21 protein-coding genes are annotated in these 22,684 nt (G+C 71.2%); 14 read left to right on the top strand and 7 right to left on the bottom strand.

The window, feature by feature from the left end; translation table 11 throughout:
• Positions 1-62 precede the first annotated feature (62 nt).
• Positions 63-2,783: an AAA domain-containing protein gene (locus NAF06_RS09380; RefSeq protein ID WP_008584012.1), complete on the top strand. Its 2,721-nt coding sequence runs from the start codon at positions 63-65 to the stop codon at positions 2,781-2,783.
• Positions 2,784-2,810: 27 nt separating this feature from the next.
• Here the strand turns inward: NAF06_RS09380 and NAF06_RS09375 are convergent, their stop codons facing one another.
• Positions 2,811-3,527 (bottom strand): DUF47 domain-containing protein, encoded by a 717-nt coding sequence (locus NAF06_RS09375; protein ID WP_008584013.1) that lies wholly within the window; start codon positions 3,525-3,527, stop codon positions 2,811-2,813.
• 117 nt (positions 3,528-3,644) lie between these two features.
• On the bottom strand, positions 3,645-4,730 hold the full coding sequence (locus NAF06_RS09370) for a phosphoribosylaminoimidazolesuccinocarboxamide synthase (protein ID WP_008584014.1): 1,086 nt from the start codon (positions 4,728-4,730) through the stop codon (positions 3,645-3,647).
• A 168-nt stretch (positions 4,731-4,898) separates the two neighbouring features.
• Between NAF06_RS09370 and NAF06_RS09365 the strand changes: the two genes are divergently transcribed.
• Complete coding sequence (locus tag NAF06_RS09365) at positions 4,899-5,549, top strand: tRNA (cytidine(56)-2'-O)-methyltransferase (RefSeq protein WP_008584015.1); 651 nt, start codon at positions 4,899-4,901, stop codon at positions 5,547-5,549.
• A 22-nt stretch (positions 5,550-5,571) separates the two neighbouring features.
• On the opposite strand, the gene NAF06_RS09360 is transcribed toward NAF06_RS09365, so the two are convergent.
• Positions 5,572-7,059 carry an ATPase domain-containing protein gene (locus tag NAF06_RS09360; protein WP_008584016.1) on the bottom strand — a complete coding sequence of 496 codons (1,488 nt, stop codon included), beginning with the start codon at positions 7,057-7,059 and terminating at the stop codon, positions 5,572-5,574.
• Between the two features lie 146 nt (positions 7,060-7,205).
• Between NAF06_RS09360 and NAF06_RS09355 the strand changes: the two genes are divergently transcribed.
• Positions 7,206-8,666 (top strand): PAS domain-containing protein, encoded by a 1,461-nt coding sequence (locus tag NAF06_RS09355; RefSeq protein WP_008584017.1) that lies wholly within the window; start codon positions 7,206-7,208, stop codon positions 8,664-8,666.
• Between the two features lie 38 nt (positions 8,667-8,704).
• On the opposite strand, the gene NAF06_RS09350 is transcribed toward NAF06_RS09355, so the two are convergent.
• The gene (locus NAF06_RS09350; RefSeq protein ID WP_008584018.1) at positions 8,705-9,670 is read right to left on the bottom strand and encodes a hypothetical protein; all 966 of its coding nucleotides are present in this window, start codon (positions 9,668-9,670) and stop codon (positions 8,705-8,707) included.
• Positions 9,671-9,889: 219 nt separating this feature from the next.
• Between NAF06_RS09350 and NAF06_RS09345 the strand changes: the two genes are divergently transcribed.
• The 6 genes from NAF06_RS09345 to NAF06_RS09320 all read left to right on the top strand — a co-directional run bounded on the left by NAF06_RS09345 (position 9,890) and on the right by NAF06_RS09320 (position 15,040).
• Entirely contained in the window at positions 9,890-10,414 is a 525-nt protein-coding gene (locus tag NAF06_RS09345; protein WP_006630446.1) for a transcription factor TFIIE subunit alpha, read from the top strand.
• Positions 10,414-11,109: a DUF2110 family protein gene (locus tag NAF06_RS09340; RefSeq protein ID WP_008584019.1), complete on the top strand. Its 696-nt coding sequence runs from the start codon at positions 10,414-10,416 to the stop codon at positions 11,107-11,109. Before NAF06_RS09345 ends, NAF06_RS09340 begins: the two co-directional genes overlap by 1 nt.
• A gap of 14 nt (positions 11,110-11,123) precedes the next feature.
• Positions 11,124-11,903 (top strand): DUF5803 family protein, encoded by a 780-nt coding sequence (locus NAF06_RS09335; RefSeq protein WP_008584020.1) that lies wholly within the window; start codon positions 11,124-11,126, stop codon positions 11,901-11,903.
• Positions 11,904-11,970: 67 nt separating this feature from the next.
• The gene (locus tag NAF06_RS09330) at positions 11,971-12,681 is read left to right on the top strand and encodes a competence/damage-inducible protein A (RefSeq protein WP_008584021.1); all 711 of its coding nucleotides are present in this window, start codon (positions 11,971-11,973) and stop codon (positions 12,679-12,681) included.
• 543 nt (positions 12,682-13,224) lie between these two features.
• Positions 13,225-14,352, top strand: a complete 1,128-nt coding sequence (locus NAF06_RS09325) for an ATP-NAD kinase family protein (protein WP_008584022.1) — start codon at positions 13,225-13,227, stop codon at positions 14,350-14,352.
• A 97-nt stretch (positions 14,353-14,449) separates the two neighbouring features.
• Positions 14,450-15,040, top strand: a complete 591-nt coding sequence (locus tag NAF06_RS09320; RefSeq protein WP_049908759.1) for a maltose acetyltransferase domain-containing protein — start codon at positions 14,450-14,452, stop codon at positions 15,038-15,040.
• Here NAF06_RS09320 and prs read toward each other — a convergent pair whose 3' ends face one another.
• Positions 15,041-15,901, bottom strand: a complete 861-nt coding sequence (gene prs, locus NAF06_RS09315) for a ribose-phosphate diphosphokinase (RefSeq protein WP_008584024.1) — start codon at positions 15,899-15,901, stop codon at positions 15,041-15,043.
• Positions 15,902-16,063: 162 nt separating this feature from the next.
• On the opposite strand from prs, the gene NAF06_RS09310 reads away from it, so the two are divergent.
• The gene (locus NAF06_RS09310; protein ID WP_008584025.1) at positions 16,064-16,720 is read left to right on the top strand and encodes an HVO_0476 family zinc finger protein; all 657 of its coding nucleotides are present in this window, start codon (positions 16,064-16,066) and stop codon (positions 16,718-16,720) included.
• A gap of 587 nt (positions 16,721-17,307) precedes the next feature.
• Here NAF06_RS09310 and NAF06_RS09305 read toward each other — a convergent pair.
• Both NAF06_RS09305 and NAF06_RS09300 read right to left on the bottom strand, forming a co-directional pair.
• Positions 17,308-17,910, bottom strand: a complete 603-nt coding sequence (locus tag NAF06_RS09305; RefSeq protein ID WP_008584026.1) for a hypothetical protein — start codon at positions 17,908-17,910, stop codon at positions 17,308-17,310.
• Positions 17,910-18,581, bottom strand: a complete 672-nt coding sequence (locus tag NAF06_RS09300) for a DsbA family protein (RefSeq protein ID WP_008584027.1) — start codon at positions 18,579-18,581, stop codon at positions 17,910-17,912. The genes NAF06_RS09305 and NAF06_RS09300 overlap by 1 nt, the downstream gene beginning before the upstream one ends.
• A gap of 93 nt (positions 18,582-18,674) precedes the next feature.
• On the opposite strand from NAF06_RS09300, the gene NAF06_RS09295 reads away from it, so the two are divergent.
• From NAF06_RS09295 to NAF06_RS09280, 4 genes are all read left to right on the top strand, one after another.
• A complete protein-coding gene (locus NAF06_RS09295; protein WP_008584028.1) occupies positions 18,675-18,878 on the top strand; it encodes a hypothetical protein in 204 nt (67 codons plus the stop codon).
• Between the two features lie 98 nt (positions 18,879-18,976).
• Entirely contained in the window at positions 18,977-19,162 is a 186-nt protein-coding gene (locus NAF06_RS09290; protein WP_008584029.1) for a hypothetical protein, read from the top strand.
• 103 nt (positions 19,163-19,265) lie between these two features.
• Positions 19,266-20,924, top strand: coding sequence for a gamma-glutamyltransferase family protein (locus tag NAF06_RS09285; protein WP_008584030.1), 1,659 nt, complete (start codon positions 19,266-19,268; stop codon positions 20,922-20,924).
• 260 nt (positions 20,925-21,184) lie between these two features.
• Positions 21,185-22,567, top strand: coding sequence for an ABC transporter substrate-binding protein (locus tag NAF06_RS09280; protein ID WP_008584031.1), 1,383 nt, complete (start codon positions 21,185-21,187; stop codon positions 22,565-22,567).
• Positions 22,568-22,684 lie beyond the last annotated feature (117 nt).

Here is a 22,684-nt window from a genome sequence, read left to right as displayed (position 1 = left end):
CGGCGCGCGTCGACCGACGCACCCACCGACAGCGTTTTTCGCCGCGGCCGCCGAGCGGGAGCGTGAACGTTCGGGGGCCGATCGTCTCCGTGGGAGAGGCGCGGACGGTGTCGACGTCGTACGGCGAGCGCGACCTCCGCGAGGTGCGGGTCCGGCCCGACCGCGGCGCGGGCGACCCGGTCGACGTGACGGTGTGGGGGAAGTGGACTGAGACGGCCGAACACGCCGAGACCGGGATGGAACTGCTCGTCACGGACGCCGAGGAGGACGAGTACCGCGGCGAGACGGGGTACGCGACGACCGACGAGTCGTGGGTCGTCCTCGAGCCCGACTTCCTCGTCGACGTGACCGGGATCCGGTCGTGGGTGCAGTGCCCGCGGATGTACTACCTGAACAAACTCTCCGGGATCCCGCTCAACTACCCGGTCGTCAAGGGGACCATCGTCCACGAGGTGTTCGGCGACCTGCTGCGCGGGGTTGACCTGGAGGCGTCCATCGCCGACCGCGTCGACGAGGCCGGGCTGGAACTCGGCCTGCTCGGGTACGAGCGCGAGGAGGTCGAAGACGAGGTCCGCCGCAACGCCGCCGCCGTCGAGGGGTGGCTCGCGCAGGGGACGCTCTCCGACGAGGACACGTGGCGCTCGGAGTACACCCTCATCTCGCCCACGTTCGGCCTGAAGGGCCGGGCGGACGCCTTACGGCGCGGCACCCCCGTCGAACTGAAGACGGGGAAGAACACGAAGCGCGAGCCGCGGTTCCACGACAAGGTACAGGCCGCCTGCTACGCCCTAATGTTAGACGAGCGCGGCGTCGACCCGGACATCGGGACGCTGCTGTACACGAAGAACACCGCCTTAGACCGCAACGAGGAGTCGGGCGACCTCGCGCCCGCCAAGGAGTTCACCGTCGGCCGCGGGTTCCTGGAGTTCGTCGTCCGCGAGCGCAACGCCCTCGCGGCGATGGAGTGGCGCGCGCTCAACGACCCGGGCGAGCGCCCCACGGTGCCGACGGGATACGAGGCGGACGCGACCTGTAGCTACTGCTTCGAGCAGGACGCCTGTATGGTCGTCTCGGGCCGGCTCGATCAGGAGTCGAAGGCGGGGCAGATCGGGACGCCGGTCCCGGACGCGGAGCGCGACTACTTCGACCGCTTCTACGTCGCCTTGGAGGAGGAGCGCCGCGAGACCCACGCGGAGTACCGGAAGCTGTGGGAGCAGACGCCCGAGGAGCGCGCCGCGGACGACCGCGCGCTGATCGGCTTGGAGCCGGCCGGACAGGCGGAGATCGACGACGCCCGGTGGGAGCTGCGCGCCCGCAAGCCGGGCGAGGCCGTCTCGAAGCTCCGCGAGGGCGACGTGGCGCTCGCGAACGACGGCGACCCCGTCTCGGGGCACGCCGAACTCGGCCGGATCGTCGAACTCGGGGGCGACGAGGTCGTCGTCGAGGCCGACGAGCCGGTCGAACTGCGCCGCCTCGACGTGTACCCCTCCGAGATCTCCGTCGACCGCTCGCTCACCGCGCTCCACGACGCGGTGCTGAAGGGGAGCGAGTCGCGGAAGGACGTGCTGTTCGGCCGGCGGGAGCCCGCCTTTCGAGACCCCGCGGACCGCCCGGCCGGGAGTCCCGGAGGCGGCGACCCGGACGCCCCCGACGCCTACATCGGCAACAACGACGCCCAGAACGAGGCGGTCGAACTCGCGGTCGACGCCGAGGACTGCGCGCTGATCCACGGGCCGCCCGGCACCGGGAAGACGTACACCATCGCGCGGACGATCCGCGCGCTGGTCGCGGAGGGGAACCGGGTGCTGCTGTCGGCGTTCACGAACCGCGCGGTCGACAACGCCCTCGAAGCCCTGCGCGATCAGGGGTTCGACGAGGTGCTTCGCGTGGGAACCGAGACCGGCGTCCGCGACGACATGCGCGACGTGCGGCTCGTCCAGCGCGGCGACCCGAACGCGAAGGCGGCGGAGCTGCGCGACGCGCCGGTCGTCGCCGCCACCACCGCGGCCTGCGGCTCCCGCGTCATGCGCGAGTGCGAGTTCGACGTGGCCCTCGTCGACGAGGCCTCGCAGCTCACGGAGCCGGGCACGCACGCCGCGATCAACCTCGCGGACCGGTTCGTCCTCGTCGGCGACCACGAGCAGCTCCCGCCCGTCGTCCGCGCCGAGAACGACCTGAGCACCTCGCTGTTCGAGCGGCTCATCGACGCGTACCCGGAAGCGAGCGTCATGCTCGACCGCCAGTACCGGATGAGCCAGCGCATTCAGGCGTTCGCCTCCGCGGAGTTCTACGACGGCGCTCTCCGGCCCGCGACGCCGGAGGTGGCCGGGCAGACGCTCGCGGACCTCGGCGTCGACGCCGAGGCGCTCGCGCCCGAACTGACCGGCGGGGTGGGGTTCGTCGACCCCGACGGCGAGCGCGACGGGAACCGGAACGTCCGGGAGGCCGAGCGCGTCGCCGCGGTCGTCGACGCCTACGTCGCGGCCGGCGTCGACCCGGACGACATCGGCGTGATCGCGCCGTTCCGCGCGCAGGTCGCGGAGATCGGCCGCCGGACCGACGTGACCGTCGACACCGTCGACCGCTTCCAGGGCTCCTCGAAGGAGGTGATCGTCGTCTCCCTCGTCGCGACCGGCGACCTCGACGGTCCGATCTTCGAGGACCACCGCCGGGTGAACGTGGCGCTCACCCGGGCGAAAAAGCAGCTGACGATCGTCGGCGACGCCGACGCGCTCGGCTCCGACCCGTTCTACGCGCGCATGCTGGAGTGGGCGCGGCGGTGACGGAGCGGTGAGGCAGCGCCGAGGCGTTTAGTTCTCGTCCGCGTCGGACGCCGACTCGGCCACGATGCCCGGTTCCTTGCTCGCGATCACGACGATCCGGTCGGTGAGGTCCTCGGCCGCGTTGGCGAGCTCGTCCAGCAGGATCGCCAGCTCCCGGTAGACGAGGGGCTGGTCGACCGCCTCGTCGGCGAACGCGGTCGCTATCGCGTCGTTGCGGAGGTCGTCGCACTCGCTCTCCAACTCGCGGATCGCCTCGATCCCCTCGGTCAGCGTCTCCGTGGCGTCGGCGCGCGCCAACCCCCTGACGAACCCCTCGACCACGTCGTCGAGGACCGCGACCATCTCGGCGATCCGGGCGGCCATCTCGCGCATGTCGTCGAAGGCGTCGACGCCCGGGTCGGGGCGCATCATCGCCACCTCCTGAGCGATCCGTTCGGTGTGGTTCGCGACCACGTCCAACTCGTTGTAGAAGTCGAGCAGGGCGGACTCGTTGAAGTTGATCCGGGTGTTCAACAGTCCGATGTCGTCCGGCCCCGCGTCCGTGATGAGCGTCCTGAGGTCGCGGACGAGGTCGTCGCACTCGCTCTCGACGGCGGCTATCTCGTCGACCGTGTCGCGGTACGGCCCGTCCGCCGCGTACTCGTCGAGGACCCGCGGTAAGAGGGCGACGCAGTCGTCGATCCGGTCGAGGTACGCCGCGGTCTGCGCCTCTAGCCGCTCCCCGAAGTCGGCCTCGGTTGACATGCCTCGATCCACGCGCGTCACCGATAAAGAGGTTCCCTCGCGTCCGATCGATGGTGAGGTTCGGGGCGGTCCGGAGGCCGCCGGCGACCGCGCCGGCACCCGTGATCCCCGGCGGCGCTACAGGTCGTCGACCGCGTCGAGCGCCGCCTCGATATCGGGGGCGTCGAACCAGTCGCGCTCGGTGTAGGCGTTCGTCCCGGCCGCGTACAGGTCCGAGACCGCGTCGACGACTTCGGGCGGGAGGGAGACGGGGTCCGGCTCGCAGAGCTCGCGCCAGTCGTCGATGTCGCGGTCCGCGACCGCCGCCTTCGCCTCCTTCACGGCCGCGACCCAGTCGGGGTCGTTCGCCTTGTACCACTGGCGGACGACCTCCTTCGAGACGCCGCGGCCGCCGTAGGAGAACCGGTTCTCGTCGAAGGTGCCGACCACGTCGGCGACGCGGAGCTCGCCGTCGGCGTAGAGGCACTCGATCTTCCCGTCCTCGTGGACGAACCCCGCCGCGTCGGCGCGCTCGGTGACGACGCGGTTCACGTCGCGAGCGAGCGACTCCAGCGCGTCGACGTCGGCCGCGCCCGCTATCTCGTCGGCCTCCGCCCGCGTGAGGTACCGGTCCTGCTGTTCGTACTTCGTCGAGAACTCCACGACCGGCTCGGGGAGGTCGACCGGCCCGTCGGGCCACTCGTCGGGGTCGAGGCCGGCGCGGTCGCCGAGCCCGAACTCCGCCGGAGTCGCGCGACGCCGCAGACTGGAGCCGACCGGGACCCGGTTGCGGAAGACGACCTCCAGCGGGACGAGGTAGTGCTCGCCGCCCGCGGCGTGGAAGGCGTCGTAGTCGTAGCCCGCGTGGGGCCCGTCGTACGGCAGGTCCGGCACCTGCGTCAGGTCGATGGCCATCTCGGTCGGCGGGGCGCTCGCCTCGTCGAGCGGGACGGCCGCCGGCGCGTCGCTCCCGTCGTCGCCGCCGGCGCTCTCCCCCGCGCCGGGATCGGTGACCCCCCGGTAGTGGGTCGGGATCCCCTCGCGTTCCAGCAGTTCGAAGTTGAACGCGCCCATCGCGCAGAGGCTCGCGCCCTTGTTCGGGACCGCGTCGGGCATCTGCCCCCAGTCGAACACGGAGTAGGCGTCCGTGAAGACGAACCGCCCCCGGCCGAGTCCGTCGGCGGTCGCCGGCTCGTCGACGCGGAACTCCTTGACGCTCGTCATGGGTCACACCGCGACCGCCTCCCACATGAAACTTCCAGTTACGTGGTCACCTCAACGATCGTGTCTCGGAATTGATCCACAGATGCGGATCAGACCGGACGCCGCGGTGAGGCTCGACCGCGCGGTCGCATCGAAAGCGACACCCGGGTCGGTCTCTCATCGCGTGGCATGAACGACGCGCGCGAGGTCGTCGTCCTCCGGTACGGCCACCGGCCGGGGCGCGACGACCGCATGACGACGCACGTGGGGCTCACGGCGCGGGCGCTCGGCGCGGACCGGGTGATCTTCCCCGACAACGCCGGTCAGTCGGCGGAGACCGTCCGCGACATCACCGACCGGTTCGGCGGCCCCTTCGCCGTCGAACTGCGCGACGACCAGAAGGCGATCGTCCGCGATTTCGACGGGGTCGTCGTTCACCTCACGATGTACGGCGAGCGCGTCCAGGACGTGGAGGGAGAGGTCCGCGAGGCGGCCGGCCTCGACGACGCGACCGCGGGCGGGTCGCCGCCCGCGCCCCGCGACGTCCTCGTCGTCGTCGGCGGCGAGAAGGTGCCGTGGGCGCTGTACGAGCGCGCCGACTTCAACGTGGGCGTGACGAACCAGCCGCACTCCGAGGTCGCCGGGCTCGCGGTGTTCCTCGACCGGTTGTTCGACGGGACCGAACTGGACCGCGAGTGGGCGGACGCCGACCGCCGAGTCGTCCCCGAGGCGACCGGGAAAACCGTCATCGACGCGGACGGTGAGGGCGCGGACGGCGGGGGCGCGGACGATGAGGGCGCTGGCGGCAGGGGCGACGAGACGACGGACGCGGGGAACTGATCCGAGGCGACGGGAGGGTCGCTCAGCGCTCGTCGTCGTCGCGTCGCGGCGACCCTCGACTGCCGTCGACCGCCTCCGGCGTCCCGCTCAGGATGCCCCGTAGCTCGGACATCGGCTCGCCGACCTCGATCCCCCGGTCGGTGATCCGAAACTCGCGGATCGTCCGCTCGAAGTCGCTCGTCCGCTTTTTCAACACGCCGATCGCCTTCCGGAGTTCGCCGTCCAGTTCGAGGTGGCGCAGGAAGATGATGTTGTCCGCGAGGTAGCTGATGTTCTCCATCGTCGCCCGGAACTCCCCCGTGATGTTGCGCGTCTCGTCGACGAGGATCGTCGTCACCCCCATGTTCTTGAGGTACCGGCCCAGCGCGTGCATCTGCTGGAGCATCGTTCCGTCGGTGCCGCGGAGCGTCAGCCGGTACCCGGCGATGCCGTCGACCATCACGATCTTCGCGTCCCGCGATTCGACCTCCTCCCGGACCATCCGCGCGAACTCCTGTGGCGACCGCTCCAACGCCTCCACCTCCGTCACCTGCAGGGTCCCCTGTTCGATCATCTCGTCGACCGGGACGCCGATCGCCCGCGACCGGCTGAGGAACGTCTCCTCGCTCTCTTCGAACAGGTAGATGACGGAGCGCTCGCCGTGTTCGGCGGCCTCCCGCATGAACTGCGTGGAGAGAGTGGTCTTGCCGACGCCCGTCGGCCCGCTCACGATGCTGACGGTGCCGCGTTCGATCCCGCCGTTGAGCAGCGCGTCGACCTCGGGGACGCCCGAGGAGATCTGCTCGAAGTCGAACTCGGCCTCGTGTTCGCCGGGCTGTAAGGCGGGGTAGACCTCGACGCCCGCGTCGGTGACCCGATAGGCGTGTTCCCCGCTCCGGGTCGACGATCCGCGGAACTTCGGAACGGCGATCGTCTTGCCGTACCCCGCCCTGTCCAGTCGGATCGTACCGTCAGTGACGAACTCGAGGTCGTCCGTCGGCAGCGCCTCGGTGTCCTGGACCGTGAACAGCACCGTCGCGTCCCGGTCTTTCAGGAAGCGCATGAAGCCGACGACCTGCTTGCGGAACTGGTAGTCGTCGGACATGAGAAACCGGAGCTGCGTCAGCGGGTCGACGACGACGCGGTCGGGGTCGACCGCGGTCACGCCCTCGACGATCCGCTCCGTGATCGGCTCCCGTTCGACCTCCTCGGGCGCGAACACCTCGTAGGACCGGTCGTCGGTGAACACGTCCGCGCCGGGACTCAGATCGAGGAACTCGATCGCGTCGGTGTCGAACCCGAGCGCCTCGGCGTTCGCCTTCAGGTCGCCCACGTCCTCTTCGAGGTTGATGAACAGGGCGGTCTCGCCGCGCTCGGCCCCGGCGGCGAGGAAGTGGAGGCTGAGGATCGTCTTCCCGCTCCCCGCCTGTCCGCGGATCATGTAACTTCGCTCTCGGATGAGTCCCCCGGACAGGACCTCGTCGAGGCCGGAGATACCGGTCGAGAGCCGAGTGGGTGACGACTGAGTCATGTTCGCTGCGTACTCGGCGACCGGGCATAAGCGTGTGTGGCGGCCGGGGGAGGATCGTCGGCGGCGAGCCTCGCCGTCGATGGTCGCGGCCGTCGACTCGAATTTTCCGTACCTCTTAGTGGATGTGGGTCGTAATTCTAACAGAGATGGGCTCGAATTCGGATGACATCTTCGGAGGGGCGCAGTCCACAGCGCCGCCCGAGCCCAACGACGGCGTTCGCGTGCTGCTGTTGGTACACCGACGGCGCGACCGCGAGCTGCTCGTCGACGCCCTGAGCGACCGGTACGCGGTCGACACGGCCACCGAGGCGGCGGCGATCGACGAGGCGTTCGACTGCTGCGTCCTCGACGAGGCGGGGTTCGAGCGCGTCCGCGAGCGCATCGAGCCGCGGCGGGAGCGCGCGGACCCGGCCTTCCTCCCGTTCGCGCTGCTGGCGAGCGGGGACACGCGATCGGCGGCGAAGGAGCGCGCGTGGGACCGCGTCGACGACGTGATCGAACTGCCGACGAGCCGCCGGGGGCTCGTCTCGCGGGTCGAGAACTTAGTCGAACGCCGGTCGACATCGGTCCGGCTCTCCGAGACCGTCGACGAACTCCGGCTCAAGGAGCGGGCGATGGACGAGTCGCCGGTCGGTATCACCCTCGCGGAGGCGACCGACGGCGACGACAACCCGCTCGTCTACCTCAACGGCGGGTTCGAGGAGACAACCGGCCACGGCGAGGAGAAGCTCGGCGAGGACTGCCGGTTCCTTCAACGGGAAGACACGAGTGCGGAGCCGCGGGCGGCGATCCGCGAGGCGATAGCCGAGGAGCGCCCGGTGTCCGTCGACATTCTCAACTACCGGGCGAACGGCCAGAAGTTCTGGAATCAGGTGACGATATCGCCGATCCGCGACGACGGGGGAGAGGTCGCCCACTACGTCGGCTTCCAGACCGACATCACCGACCGGAAGATCCGGGAGCGCCGCCTGGAGGTGATGACGCGGGTGCTCAAACACAACCTGCGGAACAAGATGAACCTGATCGAGGGGTACGCGGACCTCCTGCGCGGCGAGATCGGCGACGAGTCCCAGCGGGAGTCGCTGGAAGTGATCTCGGAGACGGCCGAGGACCTGATGGGGATCGCGGCCGCGGTCCGCAAGATCAACGAGACGCTCGACGGGACCGAACTGGACGCTCCGATCGACCTCGCCGAGCGGCTGGTTGACCTGCGGGACCGGACGAAGCGCCGCTACTCGGACGCGACGGTGACGCTGTCGCTGCCGGACGGCGACCCGATCCACGTGACGGTCGTCGGCCTGACGGTGGCGATCGAGGAGGCGGTCGAGAACGCGGTGAAACACAACGACGCGGCGAACCCCTCCGTTCACGTGCGCGTCGAACGGCGCTCCGACGGCTGGATCGCCGTCGAGGTCGCGGACGACGGCCCGGGGATCCCGGACCACGAGATGCGGGTGCTGGAGGTTGGCGAGACGTCGCTGACCCACGCCGACCGGCTCGGCATCTGGCTCATGTACTGGGTCGTCGGACGGGCGGGCGGCGAGTTCGACGTCGACACGGGCGACGACGGGACGACCGTTCGGCTGGAGGTCCCGGCATACCCCTGATCCGGGCACCGGCGAGCGGAGCGCGGGGCGACGGCGGCCTACAGCGCGCGCTTCGACCGGAGCCGAGCGAGCCGCGTCCGCGCCTCCTGCCGGCTCGTCCCGCGGACGCGACCCGTCTCCGCGTCGGCCATCGAGACGAGCGAGAGGCGGTCCAAAAGCGGCGGCCAGTCGCTCGCGCCAGCGGCGTCGCTGGCGAACGCGACCGCGTTCCCGAGCCCCTCGCGCTCCTCGGTCCCGCTCCGGGCGACGAGCGCGTCCGCGGCGCTGCGCCCGCCGGCGACGGAGAGCCGGTCGCCGACGGTCGCGGGGATCCACGCCGGGAGTAGCGCCAGCCAGAGCAGGACACCGGCGATCACGTAGGCCCACGACGGGACGCGCTCGCGGTCCGGCTCGTACCCGTGGATCCGGTTGACGCGCCGGTCGGCGGCGGTGCGGTCCCCGCGGCGGCCGACGAGGAGCGTCGCGAGCAGCGCCGCGGTCTCGACCGCCGCCAGCGCCGGCAGCGTCGCGGTCGTGAGCATGGCTTGTTTGGTCCGGAGCCTGACGAGGGCGTGACGCAGCGCGGCGTCGCGGTCGGCCTCTGGGAGCCCGAGCAGCCGCGTCGAGACGACCAGCCGGGAGCCGCGGTGGCCGTCCGCGACGGCGACGTTCGCGGCGTCGGCGCGGACCGCGGTCACCTCGGGGGCGTCGACGCCGACGTCGGCCGCGAGCCGCTCGACGCGGTCGGCGACGAAGCCGGCGCGGCGGTCGTCGAGATCGGCCTCGGGGAGCCGCGCGATCCGGCGGTCGACGAGGACCGGCCCGAGGAGCGCGGAGCCGGGGGGCCCGACGACGACGGCCGCGAGCAGCCCGCCGAGCCCGCCGACCGGGAGGACTCCGATCCCGCCCGGACCGAGCAGCGCGGCGAGCGGGACGAGCGCGACCGCCGCCAAGACGGCGGGGACCGCGAGGAGCGCGACAGCACCGAGCGCGCGACGCCCGCCGCCGTCGACCGAGTCGGTCATACCAGCGAGTGTGAGCCACGGACGGTAAAGCTCTGCCGAACCCGCGGGTCGGTCGCCGGCGGCTTGGGAGCGCGGAGCGAGCGGCGGCGGTCCGCGAGCGCGGAGCGATCGCCGGCGGCCGGGAACGCGATTCCGGGCACCGGATCGCCCGGCGCGTCGTGGCGGCCGCGACCGCGCCTTTCGGAGCTTTTAACCGGTTTCCGCCACCAGATTTCCGTAATGGCTTTTGAGGATCTACTGAACGACCCCGTCATCCAGAAGTACCTCCACGAGCTGGTGGGGCCGACGGGGATGCCGGTCGCGGCCGCGCCGCCGGACGGCGAGGTCACCGACGAGGAGTTGGCCGAGGAGCTGGGCTTGGAGCTCAACGACGTGCGGCGCGCGCTGTTCATCCTGTACGAGAACGACCTGGCGACGTACCGCCGCGTCCGCGACGAGGACTCCGGGTGGCTCACGTACCTGTGGACGTTCCACTACGACAACATCCCGGAGAACCTCCAAGAGGAGATGTACCGGCTGCTCGACGCCCTCGAAGAGCGCGAGGAGTACGAGCGCACCCACGAGTTCTACCTCTGTGAGGTGTGTTCCATCCGCTTCGAGTTCGGCGAGGCGATGGACTTCGGCTTCGAGTGCCCCGAGTGCGGCTCGCCGCTCGACGCGATGGACAACGACCGGCTCCGCGACGCGATGGACGAGCGGATCGGGAAGCTCCGCGACGAACTCAACGTGGACGTGACCGGCTGATGGTCGTCCTCGCAACCAAGTGCTACGTCGAGGGCGACGCCCGCGACCGCGCGCTCGACGGCATGAACTCGCTGGTGGCCAACGACGTCGGCGACCTCGACGTCGACTGGCAGGTGGGCGTCCGCGACGACGACTTCGTTCAGGTGGACGTGACGGGCGAGGACGCCACGGTCGCGCGCAACGTCCTCGCGGAGACGTGGGGCGAGGTCGTCGCCCACGACGGCGGTCTCGAAGCGGGCGAGGAGTACGTCGGTACCCTCGAATCGTGGGACGACGTGGGCTTCACCCTCGACGCGGGCGTCGACGTGTTCGTCCCCGCCGACGAGCTCGGCCTCGGCGTCGGCTCGCCGGAGCAGGTCGTCGAGCGGTTCGGTCTCGTCCAGCACCTCCCCTTGCGGTTCGTCTACGGCGGCGACGCCGGCGACGAGGACGCGGAGCCCTCCCGGCTCGCGGACGCCGAGCGCGACCGCCTGTACGACTGGCAGCGCGGCGACGGCCGGGTGAACGTCAACTCCGCGACGCGCGGCGAGACGCGCGCGACGGTGAACCGCGCGGGCCACGCGCAGGACATCGTCACCGTCGAGCGGCTCGGTCTGTTGGAACAGAGCATCGTCTGCGCGGAGGGGACCGACCCGCCGGGGCTGCTCGCGGCGATCGGCTCGTACCTCCCGGCCGAGATGCGCTGTGTCGTCTGAGGTGAGTTGAACACGTGAACCGACGCTTCGCGCTCGCGGTGGCGGCGATCGCCCTCCTCGCGGTCAGCGCCGGCTGTCTCGGCTACGCGACCGGCGGCGGCGAGGTGACGAACGAGACCCTCGACGCCGAGCCGCCGCGCGAGTACGACTTCGACACGGACCGGGACGCCGCGTTCGACCTCTCGACCGACGCGACGTACACCGTCGTGTACGCGATCGGCGACCGCGAGGAGCTGCGCCTCTACGAGCAGACGCCGTACTCGGGCGACGAGCCGATGGAGTTCGAGGCGCTCCGGTACCAGTACCCCGACGGCGAGGTGGTGAACGGGAGCGAGTTCCGCGCCCGCGGTGGCGAGATCGAGCGGACGACCGACGAGACGTGGATCCGCTTCGCCGACGACATGGCCGGCGGCAGGCTCGCGTTCGCCGGCGACGGCTCGCCGCGCCGCTTCACCATGCGCGCGTACGTCGAGGGGTCGTACGCGGTGACGCTGCCGCCGGGCTTCAGCACGGACGCGCCGATCGTCGGCCACGTGTCGCCGCGCGACCACGCGGTCGAGACGGTCGGCGACCGCGACCGGATCGTCTGGGACGAGGTGACGAGCGGGTCGGTCGTCGTCCAGTCGTACCGCGAGGGCGACCTGCTGGTGTTCGGCGTCATCCTCGCCGTCGCGGTCGTCGCCGCGATCGCGGGGACGCTCTACTTCCGGCGACAGCTGGAGGCGCTCCGCGACCGCCGCCGCGACCTCGGACTGCGGGTCAACGAGGACGACGATGACGACGGCTGGCTCTGACGAGCGCGGCCGCACCGGAGCGCGCCCGCGCCGCGGTCCTTTTCTACCGCGCGCCGCTTGAGTCGGTATGAACACCGCCGTCGTCACCGTCGGGGACGAACTCCTCGTCGGCGACACCGAGAACACGAACGCGACCTGGCTCTGCGACCGCCTCGACGCCCGGGGCGTCGGGGTCCGACGGGTGACCGTCGTGCCGGACGAGGTGGCCGAAATCGCGCGAGTAGTCAACGAGTACCACGCCGAGTACGACGCGGTGATCGTCACCGGCGGACTCGGACCGACGCACGACGACGTGACGATGGAGGCGGTCGCGGCCGCGTTCGGGCGCGGCGTCGAGGAGAACGAGGAGGCGGCCGCGTGGCTCGCCGAGCGGGGGTACAGCGGCGGCGACCTCGCGGCGGAGACGACGCACCTCCCCGTCGACTGCCGGCCGCTCCGGAACGAGGCGGGCGTGGCCCCCGGGGCCGTCGTCGAGTCCGTCTACGTCCTCCCGGGAGTCCCGGGCGAGATGAAGGCGATGTTCGAGTCTGTCGAGGGGGAGTTCGCCGGGACGCGGACCCACGTCGCGACCGTCGACGTCGACGAGCCGGAGAGCGAACTGCTCGACCGGTTCGCGTCGCTCCGCGAGCGGTTCGACGTGCGCGTCGGCTCGTACCCGGGGCAGGTCGTGACGGTGAAGCTCACGGGCGAGGACGAGGCGGAGGTGGAGCGCGCGGCCGCGTGGGTCCGCGACCACGCGGACGCGGTGGAGCGGGAGTCGGTCGGCGGAGCGGAGTAAGCGGGCGGAGTAAGCGGGCGGGGCGGAGTAAGCGGGCGGAGTAGGCCGGCGGCGGGGGACGCCGTTCAGCGGTAGAGGTACGCGACCCACACGACGGCGAGGGCGAGGCTCGCGAGCAGGACCGCGGTCGCGGTCTCGCTTATCGGCAACGGCTCCGTCACGGCGGCTTCGAGGATCATGATTCGCCGTTGTTCTGGCGGTGTCTTAAGTATTGATTCTCGGGCGAGACGGACATCCGAGCGGGTCGGCCGTCGGGGCGGGGGTCACGGCGTCGCGTCGCGAGAAAACGGAACCGGGCGGCGTGGGCGTGTGGCAGCTTCCACTGAAGGGATCCGGTCCCGGTGAGACGAGCTGTTCGCGCGCCGATGGCGGGCTCACTCCATCGGCACTTTGACGAAGGAGCGGGAATCGGTTGGTTCCCGTGTCCGGTTGTTGGGGGGCTTTATGTGTCGTCCGGTGAGCCGTCGACGCGCGACGCCGCTCCGCCGCTCCGCCTCGGTCCGACGCGTCTCGCTTAAGAGGCCGGCGCGGTGAACGTCGGGCATGCACGTGGGGATCGCGGTGAACCCGGTCGCCGGGATGGGGGGTCGCGTCGGACTGAAGGGAACCGACGGGAAGGTGGCCGAGGCGGTCGAGCGCGGCGCGGAGCCGCGGGCCCCGGACCGGGCGAAGCGGACGCTCGACCGGTTGGCCGCCGTCGCCCCCGAGACGCGCGTCTCCGTCGCCGGGGACCCGATGGGCGAGTCGATCGCCCGCGAGGCCAGCTTCGACCCGGTCCGCGTGGTCGACCCGTTCGACGGCGCGACGCCGGACCCGACCGAAACGACCGCGACCCACACGGCGGCGGTCGTGCGGGCGTTCGCCGGGCTCGACGAGAGCGGGAGCGAGAGCGGCCCCGACGACGCCGGCCCCGTCGACCTCGTCCTGTTCGTCGGGGGCGACGGGACCGCCGCGGACGTGGCCGGCGCGCTGGAGGGGAGCGACGTGCCGATGCTCGGCGTCCCCGCCGGCGTGAAGGTGTACTCGTCGGTGTTCGCGGTGTCGCCGGAGGACGCCGCCGAGGTCGCGGCGTCGTTCTCGCGGACCGAGCGCCGCGAGGTGATGGACATCGACGAGGACGCCTACCGCGAGGGGGAGGTCCACCCGGAGCTTCGGGGGGTCGCACACGTCCCCGTCGCCGACGACCTCCAGTCGTCGAAACAGACCGCGAGCGGGACCGTCGAGTCGCTGGCGGAGGGAGTCGCGGCCGACATCCGCGAGCGCGACGGCGAGGGCGTCACCTTCGTCCTCGGGCCGGGATCCACCGTCGGGGCGATCAAGGACGAACTCGGCTTCGAGCCGTCGCCGATCGGCGTCGACCTCTGGCGTGACGGCGAGGTGATCGCCCGCGACGCCACGGAGGCGGAAATTCTCGGCGCGCTCGGCGAGGAGAACGTGATCGTCGTCTCGCCCATCGGGGGGCAGGGGTTCGTCTTCGGCCGCGGCAACCCCCAGATCTCGCCGGCCGTGATCCGGCGCTGTGACCTCCGGATCGTCGCGTCGCGCGCCAAGCTCGACGACGTGCGTGCGCTCCACGTCGACACCGACGATCCCGACCTCGACGCCGAACTCGCGGGGTGGGTCCGCGTCCGCGTCGGGAAGTTCGAGACGCGGATGATGAGGATCGTCTGAGCGGAGCGCCCGCGGGCACGGCCCCTCGGGCGTCGGGCCGGGCGCGTCGTCGGTCCCCGACGGACAGAGCTTTGTCGCTCGCCGCGGCGCGTGGCGTATGGGACGTGAGAAAGAGCGGATGTTCGCCGGCAAGGCGTACGACCCGACGGACCCGGAGCTCGTCGCCGACCGCCGGCGGGCGAGCGACCGCTGCCGCCGCTACAACGCCACCGCGCCGACGGAGACCGACCGGCGGGAGCGGCTGCTGCGCGAGCTGTTCGGCGAGGTCGGCGGCGACGCGGTCGTCGAGCCGCCGGTCCGCTGCGACTACGGGTACAACGTCGGGGTCAGCGACGGCTTCTTCGCGAACTACGGCTGCGTCTTCCTGGACGCCGCGCCGGTCGCGTTCGGCGAGAACTGCCTGCTCGGGCCGGGCGTCCACGTCTACACGTCGACGCACCCGATCGACCCCGAGGAGCGCGCCGCGGGCCGGGAGTTCGGCGACCCCGTGACCGTCGGCGACGACATCTGGATCGGGGGGCGGGCGGTAATCACTCCGGGGGTCGAGGTCGGCGACGGGGCGGTCGTCGCGGCCGGGGCCGTCGTCGTCGACGACGTGCCGGCCCGGACGGTCGTCGGGGGAAATCCCGCGGAGGAGATCCGACGGATCGGCGGGGCGGAGACGGACTCGTCGGAGACGACCGACTGATCAGGCCGGATCCAGCGCGTCGGCCACGGCGGGCGCGGCGCTGACGACGCTACAGCCGCGCTCGACGGTGTCGGTGCCGACGATCCGGTCGACGCCGGCCGCGCGGAGCTTCGTCACCGCGTTGGCCGCGAGGACGGGGTGGACGCAGGCGGCGAGGACCCGCGCCGCGCCGCGGTCGGTGAGGACGGCGACCGACTCGCTCATCGTCGACCCGGTGGCGATGATGTCGTCGACGACGACCACGTCGCGGTCGGCCGCGGTGGCGTCGGAGGGCGACACCGCGACGGCACCCGTCTCGCGGTCGCGGTGCTTCTCGAAGTAGTCCGTCTCGCCGGTCCCGTAGGCGTCGCGGACGGCCGCGGCCACGCCGACGGCCCCCTCGTCGGGCGCGAGGAAGAGCGGGTCGTCGAGGTCGGTCGGGAGCGGCTCGGCGAGGACCCCCGCGGCGTCGACCGCCTCGACGGGCACGTCGAAGAAGTCGGCGACGGTCGCCTCGTGGGGGTTGACGAGGCGGACGCGGTCGGTGCCGGTGGAGATGGCCCTCGCCATCGCGCGGGCGGACACCGGTTCCCCGTCGCCGAAGGAGTCGTCCTGCCGCGCGTAGCCCATGTACGGGATCACGGTCGTCACGTCCGTCGCGCCGGCCTCGCGGACGGCGTCCTGTAGCTGGAGCAGTTCGACCCACGCCTCGTCGGAGTCGGTCGCGGCGACGATCACGGCCTCGCCGCCGTCGAAGTCGGGCACCGCGGCGAGCCCTTCCCCGTCCGGGAACCGGTCGTAGGTGGGCGTCGCGAGCGACCGGCCCGTCTCCTCGGCGAGCGCGGCCGCGAGCTGCTGGGAGCTGGACCCGGGTACGATCATGGGCGACCGTTCCGCGGACTCCGGTAAACCAGTTTCCTTACCGCGCGGCGCTCCGCGGTCGAAGCGGGCCGAGGGCCGGCGTCCGCCGCGCGCCACGCGAGCGCGGCCCACACCGACCGCACAGGGGCGGATATTTACGGGCGCGGCGGGTACGAGCGCCCAATGAGCGACACCGAAGCCGGCGCGCGCGTCGGGCTCCCCTGTCCGTCGTGTTCGCCCTCCGAGCCGACCGTCCACGAGGTCCTCAGCCCCGGCGGGCAGGCCACCGTGCGCTGTACCAAGTGCGATCACACGCACAAGTCAGGGATTCCCGAGGAAGAGACCGTCTCCGTGACGATCGTCGTCTCGCAGGACGGCGACTCGTTCACGACGCGGATGGACGTCCCCGCCGACGGCGACGTCGGCACGGGCGAGGAGTTCGTCGTCGACACCGACGACGCGCTGATGCAGGTGCGGATCACGGACGTCGAGCTCGGTCCCGAACAGCGCGTCGAGGAGGCGGACATCACCGACGTGGAGACGCTGTGGACCCGCGCGGTCGACAACGTCGCCGTGCCCGTCACGCTCCACCCGAAGGACGGCGAGGCCGACCAGACGCGCTCGCTGCGCGTGAACGTCCCCGGCGACTACGAGTTCACCGTCGACGAGACGGTCGAGTTCGGCGAGGAGCAGTTCACCGTCGAGGGGCTCCAGATCCGCGAGGACGCCCCCGAGTACCGCCACGAGAAGCTCGATCACCCCGGCGACCTCGCCTACGCGAAGGACCTCAAGCGGGTGTACGCCCGCGACGAGACGCTCACCGCGTGGTCGGCCTGGTAGTCACCGCGTGGCCGGCCTAGTAGTCACCGCGCGGTCGGCCCGGTAGCCAGCGCGACCGGCGATCCTCATACCAACATAAACAATTATGAAGGATACGCCCGTGAAGTGATACGTGCCGCCCGTAGTACACGACTGACGCACGCTCGACGGCGGGGACGACGACCGGTCCCGGCGGTCCGAGCACGCGCGAGGCGACCGAGACCGAGCGACGTATCGATCGATCGGAGCCGTCCGCCGATTCGGACGGTGACGACGCGAAGGAGGGTCCAGACGACCTGCCGACCGCGGCCGAGGCGGTCGCGCAGGCGGCGGGGACGTTCGACCCGTCGGACGCCCGCCGGATAGCGAACGGGACCGACCGCTGGAACGCGTACGCCGGCTCGTCGCATTGAGGCGGCGACGGCCGGGACGCGACACGGTCGGGCCTTTTTAGGTGTCTCCGCCGCTACCGACGAGCGGCCGATGACGAACCACCGCTCCGAGCCGGACTCGGCACCCGGCGGCGACGAGCCCTATGAGTACCGAGGCCTCTTTCACTCCACGCGAACGCGGGTCGACGCGACCGAGCGACGGACGATCTCCCCCGACTACACGTCGACCGGACAGCCGTTGATCTCCCCGCCGCGCATGCCGTCGGCGAGCCAGTAGATCGAGAGGGTCAGGACGACGAGCGCGCCAAGCGCGAACTCCAGTCCGTCCAGCGGGAGGAACAGGAGCGACGTCGAGACGCCCAGAAGCGAGAGTAGTCCGAGTAGCACCGCCGACCCACAGGCCGCACAGCCCGCTCCCAGCGTTCCGAGGACGACGCCCGCGGCACCGGCACCGCCCTGTCGGAGGTCCAGCCCGTGTTCGCGGAAGTGGTACGTCGCCATCGCGACGTCGAGGCCGGTCAACAGCGCCACGACGACGAGCAGGCTCCCCTGCGCGGGACCGAAGGAGGTGCCCACGAAGGGGTAGAGTTCGCTCAGGATCGTCAGCCGGCTCCCGAGCGGAAGCGACCCGCCCACGACGACGTCGAGGACGAACCCGACGTTCAGCGACGCCACGAACGCCGTCAGGGAGAGGGCGGCCGCGAGGACCGCGACGGCGGCGTAGGCCGGCACCGTCAGGACCAGCCGCGCGGTCCGGCCCATCAGCCGCAGGTCGTCGCGCCCCGTCGGGAGTCGGACGCCGCGGCCGAGCGCGCCCATCAGCCGTCGACTCCGAGCGTCTCCGCGATGAGGTCGTAGCTCACGCTCCCGTTGGCCGAGGTGACGTACTCCCCGTCTCGGAACAGCAGGACGACGGGGGTGGTCCGCCCGAGACCGGCGGCGTCGGCGGCGTCGAGGTTGCCCCGGACCGCCTCGTCGTGGGCCTCGTTCGCGGCGTCGGCGACGACCGCGCCGCCGTCGAGGTCGGTCTGCGCGTCGAGGAACGCCTCGGTCCGGTCGAGGACGTTGTCCGCGTCGAACTGCCCCTGAGTGGCGAAGTAGTGGTCGAGCAGCGACCAGAACGCCGGCTCGCTCCGGACGTGCGTCGACGCGAGCGCCTGCGTCGCCGACTCGCCCCACGGGTAGACGACGGGGTAAGTGCGGAGCACGTACGCGCCTTCACCCGGGTCGACGACGTTCGACCGTATCCGGGGAACGACCTCCTCGTGGAAGGCCCGGCACCTGGTACAGGACGGGTCCTCGAAGGTGAGGATCGCGTGTCCGTCCAGCGACCCGCGGCGCGGCAGTCCGTCCAGCCCCGCGGCGGCCGGATGCTCCCGCAGCGGCTGCCCGCCCTCGCCGCCGGACTCGCCGGAGCCGCCGCCGGCGCATCCCGCGAGCGAGCCGACCGCGGCCGCGCCGGCGAGCGTCAGCGCCCGTCGTCGATTCATGTCCCGACGTACGGTGCGGGAGCGTTTAGCGCTTGTTCAAACTCCGACCGAAGTGAGCCAACCGTTTTGGGGTCGCCGCGCGACTCGCCGCCCATGGACCACCGCTGTCCCGACTGCGGCGTCACGATGGAGGAGGTCGAGTTCGGCATGGACGACGCGTGGAACGCGCACGTCAGGACCGGCGAGAAGCGGACGGGACTGCTCGGCAAGCTCGGGATGAACGAGCGGAAGTCGCTGACGACGGTGATGTGCCCCGAGTGCGGACTGGTGCGTCACTACGCCGAGTTCGAGGGGTGACGCGGGGGCGGCGAGGAGCGCCGAGGCGACCGCTCCGCTGTTTCCGGATACCCGGTGTCACGGGGGTTTTACGCGTCGCAGCCCTCCGACCTGTCGGAATGTCCGACTCCGAGTACGCGCTTCAGGCACGGCTCGAAGCGAAGCCAGAGAAGGCCGACGAGGATGGCCGACAGGCGCACCTCGACGGCGAGATCGCCGCGGAGCTGCTGGACCGCGCCGACGAGCTGTTCGTCGAAGACCCCCAGATCGACGAGATCGAGGTCCTCGCCGCGAAGCACTCCTGAACGCCCGCGCGTCACGGCGGGCGATGCCCGAACCGGGCGGTCGGGAGAGACACCGAACACATCCGGTCGGGGCTTTATTCTCCCGGCCGCCGGACGGGTGTGTATGGAGCCAGACTTGGACCGATTCACGTCGCGCCGATCGACCGTGTACGGGCAGCGCGGCGTGGTGGCGACCAGTCAGCCGCTCGCCAGCGAGGCGGGGATCGAAGTGCTACGCGAGGGCGGCAACGCGTTCGACGCCGCGGTGGCGACCGCGGCCGCGCTCAACGTCGTCGAACCGACCTCGACCGGGCTCGGCGGCGACGTGTTCGCGCTGTACCGGACCGCCGACGGCGAGGTCGGCGCGATGCGCTCGTGCGGCGGCGCGCCCGCCGACGCGACGATCGAGAACGTCCGGGCCGCGCTGGCCGAGGACGACGACGCGGACTCGTACTACCCCGACGACGGGGGCTACGCGGTCGACGACGCCGGCGAGGCCGGGATGCCCTTCTACGGCCCGCACGCGGTCACGGTGCCCGGGACGGCGCGGGGCTGGGAGGCGACCGTCGAGGAACTGGGCCGACTGAGCCTCGCGGACGCGCTCTCACCCGCCATCCGCTACGCGACCGAGGGCTACCCGGTGTCGGAGGTCATCGCCTCCTACTGGGCGAGCGCCGACGCGCTGTTCACCGACGACCACGCCCGCGAGGCGTTCCTGTTCGACGGCGAGCCGCCGGAGATCGGTCAAACGGTGACGCTCCCCCGGCTCGGCGAGTCGATGCGGAGGATCGCCGAGGAGGGGGCCGACGTGGTCTACGAGGGTGAGATCGCCGAGGCGATCGCCGAGGAGGTCCAGTCGCAGGGCGGGTTCATGACCGTCGACGACCTCGCCGACTTCGAGGTCGAGTGGCCCGACCCGGTGTCGACCACCTACAACGGGGCCGAGGTGTACGAACTGCCGCCGAACAACCAAGGGCTGATCGCCTTGGAGGCGCTCAACGTCGCGTCCGAACTCGGCGCGGGCGAGTACGACTACGACTCCCCGGAGCGCGTCCACTACTTCGCCGAGGCGTTGAAGCGGGCCTTCCACGACGGCCACCGCTACATCACCGACCCCGAGTACGAGGAAATCCCGCCGCTGGCGTCCGAGGAGTGGGCGGCCGAGCGCGCCGCGGGCGTGGGCGAGACGGCCTCGCACGACGTCTCCTTCGGCGTGCCGAACGCGAACGCCGAGGACGCCGACACCGTCCTCCTCACCGTCGCCGACGAGGACGGCAACGTCGTCTCCTACATCAACTCGCGGTTCGCCGGCTTCGGCTCCGGCCTCGTCGCGGGCGACACGGGGATCGCCCTTCAGAACCGCGGGGCGTCGTTCTCTCTTGACCCGGACCACCCGAACGCACTCGAACCCGGCAAGCGCCCCTTCCACACGCTCATCCCGGGCGTCGTAAAGTTCGACGAGGACGACTGGGCGGCGTTCGGCGTGATGGGCGGCTACATGCAGCCGCAGGGCCACGTCCAGGTGATCTCGAACCTCGTCGACTACGAGATGCCCCTCCAGCGGGCGCTCGACGAGCCGCGGTGGCGGTACCGGGAGAGCGGCGAACTGGCGCTCGAACCGCACTTCGACGACGACGCCGCGGCCAAGTTGGTCCGGAAGGACCACGACGTGCGGACGCTCTCGCCGGTCATGTTCGGCGGCGCGCAGATCGCCCGGAACCGGAAGGGCGTCCTCTCGGCCGCCACCGAACCCCGGAAGGACGGGAACGCGCAGGGGTACTGAGACGCGACGAGCAGGGGGCCGGTCGTGGCCGCGACCGCGGCGGCGACCTCGTTTCTGTAACGGATCCCCTCCAGCCGCGGACGCCCTTCCTGTCACGCCCGTGGAACGAAGCGCGTTCCGCGCCCGATCCTCGCTGAGCGAACCGGCCGTAAAAACGCGGTAGACGGGAAGCAGTCCGGTCTGATCGTTCGACTGCCCGCGGTGTCGTATTTGTGCCCGTGGATACACTTATAACGACTCGTATGGTATACCGTCACAGAATGACGCGAAGAATCCAGCGACGCGACGTACTCAGAGGTGCCGGTGCGGTCGGGATCGCGGGGATCGCCGGCTGCTCGACCGAGAGCGGCGACGGCGAGGACGGCGGCGACGGCATGGACGGCGAGGACGGCGACGACGGCATGGACGGCGAGGACGGCGGCGACGGCGGGGACTCCGCGTCCGTCCCCGACGCCGTGATGGTCGTCGGGTTCCCGCAGTCCGGCATCCAGCTGTTCCGCGACTTCTACGCGGAGTTCGCCGACAGCGCGCCGGATCTGGACATCATCGTCCCCGACGGGCTGATCGACGGGGACCTCCCCGGCGAGGTCGACAACGACATGAACAACGTCATCGGCACGGCACCCTCGGCCGGCGGCCCCGGGGCCGACTTCTTCGCCGAGTCGTATCAGGAGGAGTACGACGAGGAGCCGGGCGTGTTCACCTCGCAGGCGTACGACGCCATGGCAGTCGAGATCCTCGCGGCCACCGCCGCGGGCGAGAACAGCGGCGAGGCGATCCGCGACCGCGTCCGCACGGTCGCCAACCCCGGCGGCGAGGAGTTCGGCCCCTCGAACCTCCCCGAGGCGGTCGAGACGGTCGCCGCGGGCGACCCGGTCCACTACGTTGGCGCGTCCTCCAGCGTCAACTTCGACGTCAACGGCGACATGGCCACCGCCGCGTACGACATCACCGACTTCCAGGACGGGGAACTTGTCACCCTCGACACCGTCGAGTTCGGGAACGAACTCTCCGACGAGGACCGGAACGCGACGGCCGCGGACCCGGTCGGCGTCGACTCGTTCACCGCGCGCGTCGGCGTGCTGATGCCGGAAACCGGTGACCTCGGGCCGCTCGGCGGACCGATCCGCGACGGCGCGCTGCTGGCCGCCACGCAGGTCAACGACGCCGACATCAACGTCGACGTCGAGACCAGAGTCGAGGACACCCAGACCGACCCGCAGGCCGGCATCTCCGGCGCGAACGCCCTCGTCAACGCGGGCTTCGGAGCGGTCGTCGGTCCCGCCTCCTCGAACGTCAACCTCCAGGTGTCCGATCAGGTGTTCATCCCGAACGGCGTCGTGGGCATCTCGCCGTCGTCGACGGACCCGAACGTCACGGACTTAGACGACAACGACTACATCTTCCGGACCGCCCCGTCCGACCTGCTTCAGGGGCCCGCGATGGCCGACCTGGCCGTCGGCGACATCGTCGGCGCGGAGACTTCCGGCACGCTGTACCTCAACGACGCCTACGGCCAGTCGCTCGAAGAGTCGTACGTCGCCGCCTTCGAGGAACGAGACGGCACCATCGACCAGCGCGTCTCCTTCGAGCCGAACCAGGCGACGTACACCAGCCAGTGGTCGAGCGTGCTGAACCAGTAGGGATCCGCCCGAACTGAACTCTTCTCCGATTTTTCGCCCGCCAGCCGATGCGGTGGCGCGTGCCTGCGAGCGTGCCGCCGAAGGCGGCCGCGAGACAGCACGCGCGAGGGACGCGGC

It is taken from the genome of Halorubrum hochsteinianum (genome assembly GCF_023702125.1).
Taxonomy (GTDB): Archaea; Halobacteriota; Halobacteria; order Halobacteriales; family Haloferacaceae; genus Halorubrum; species Halorubrum hochsteinianum.
Note: the sequence above shows the minus strand (reverse complement) of the source record. Positions and strands in the feature narration are given on the sequence as shown.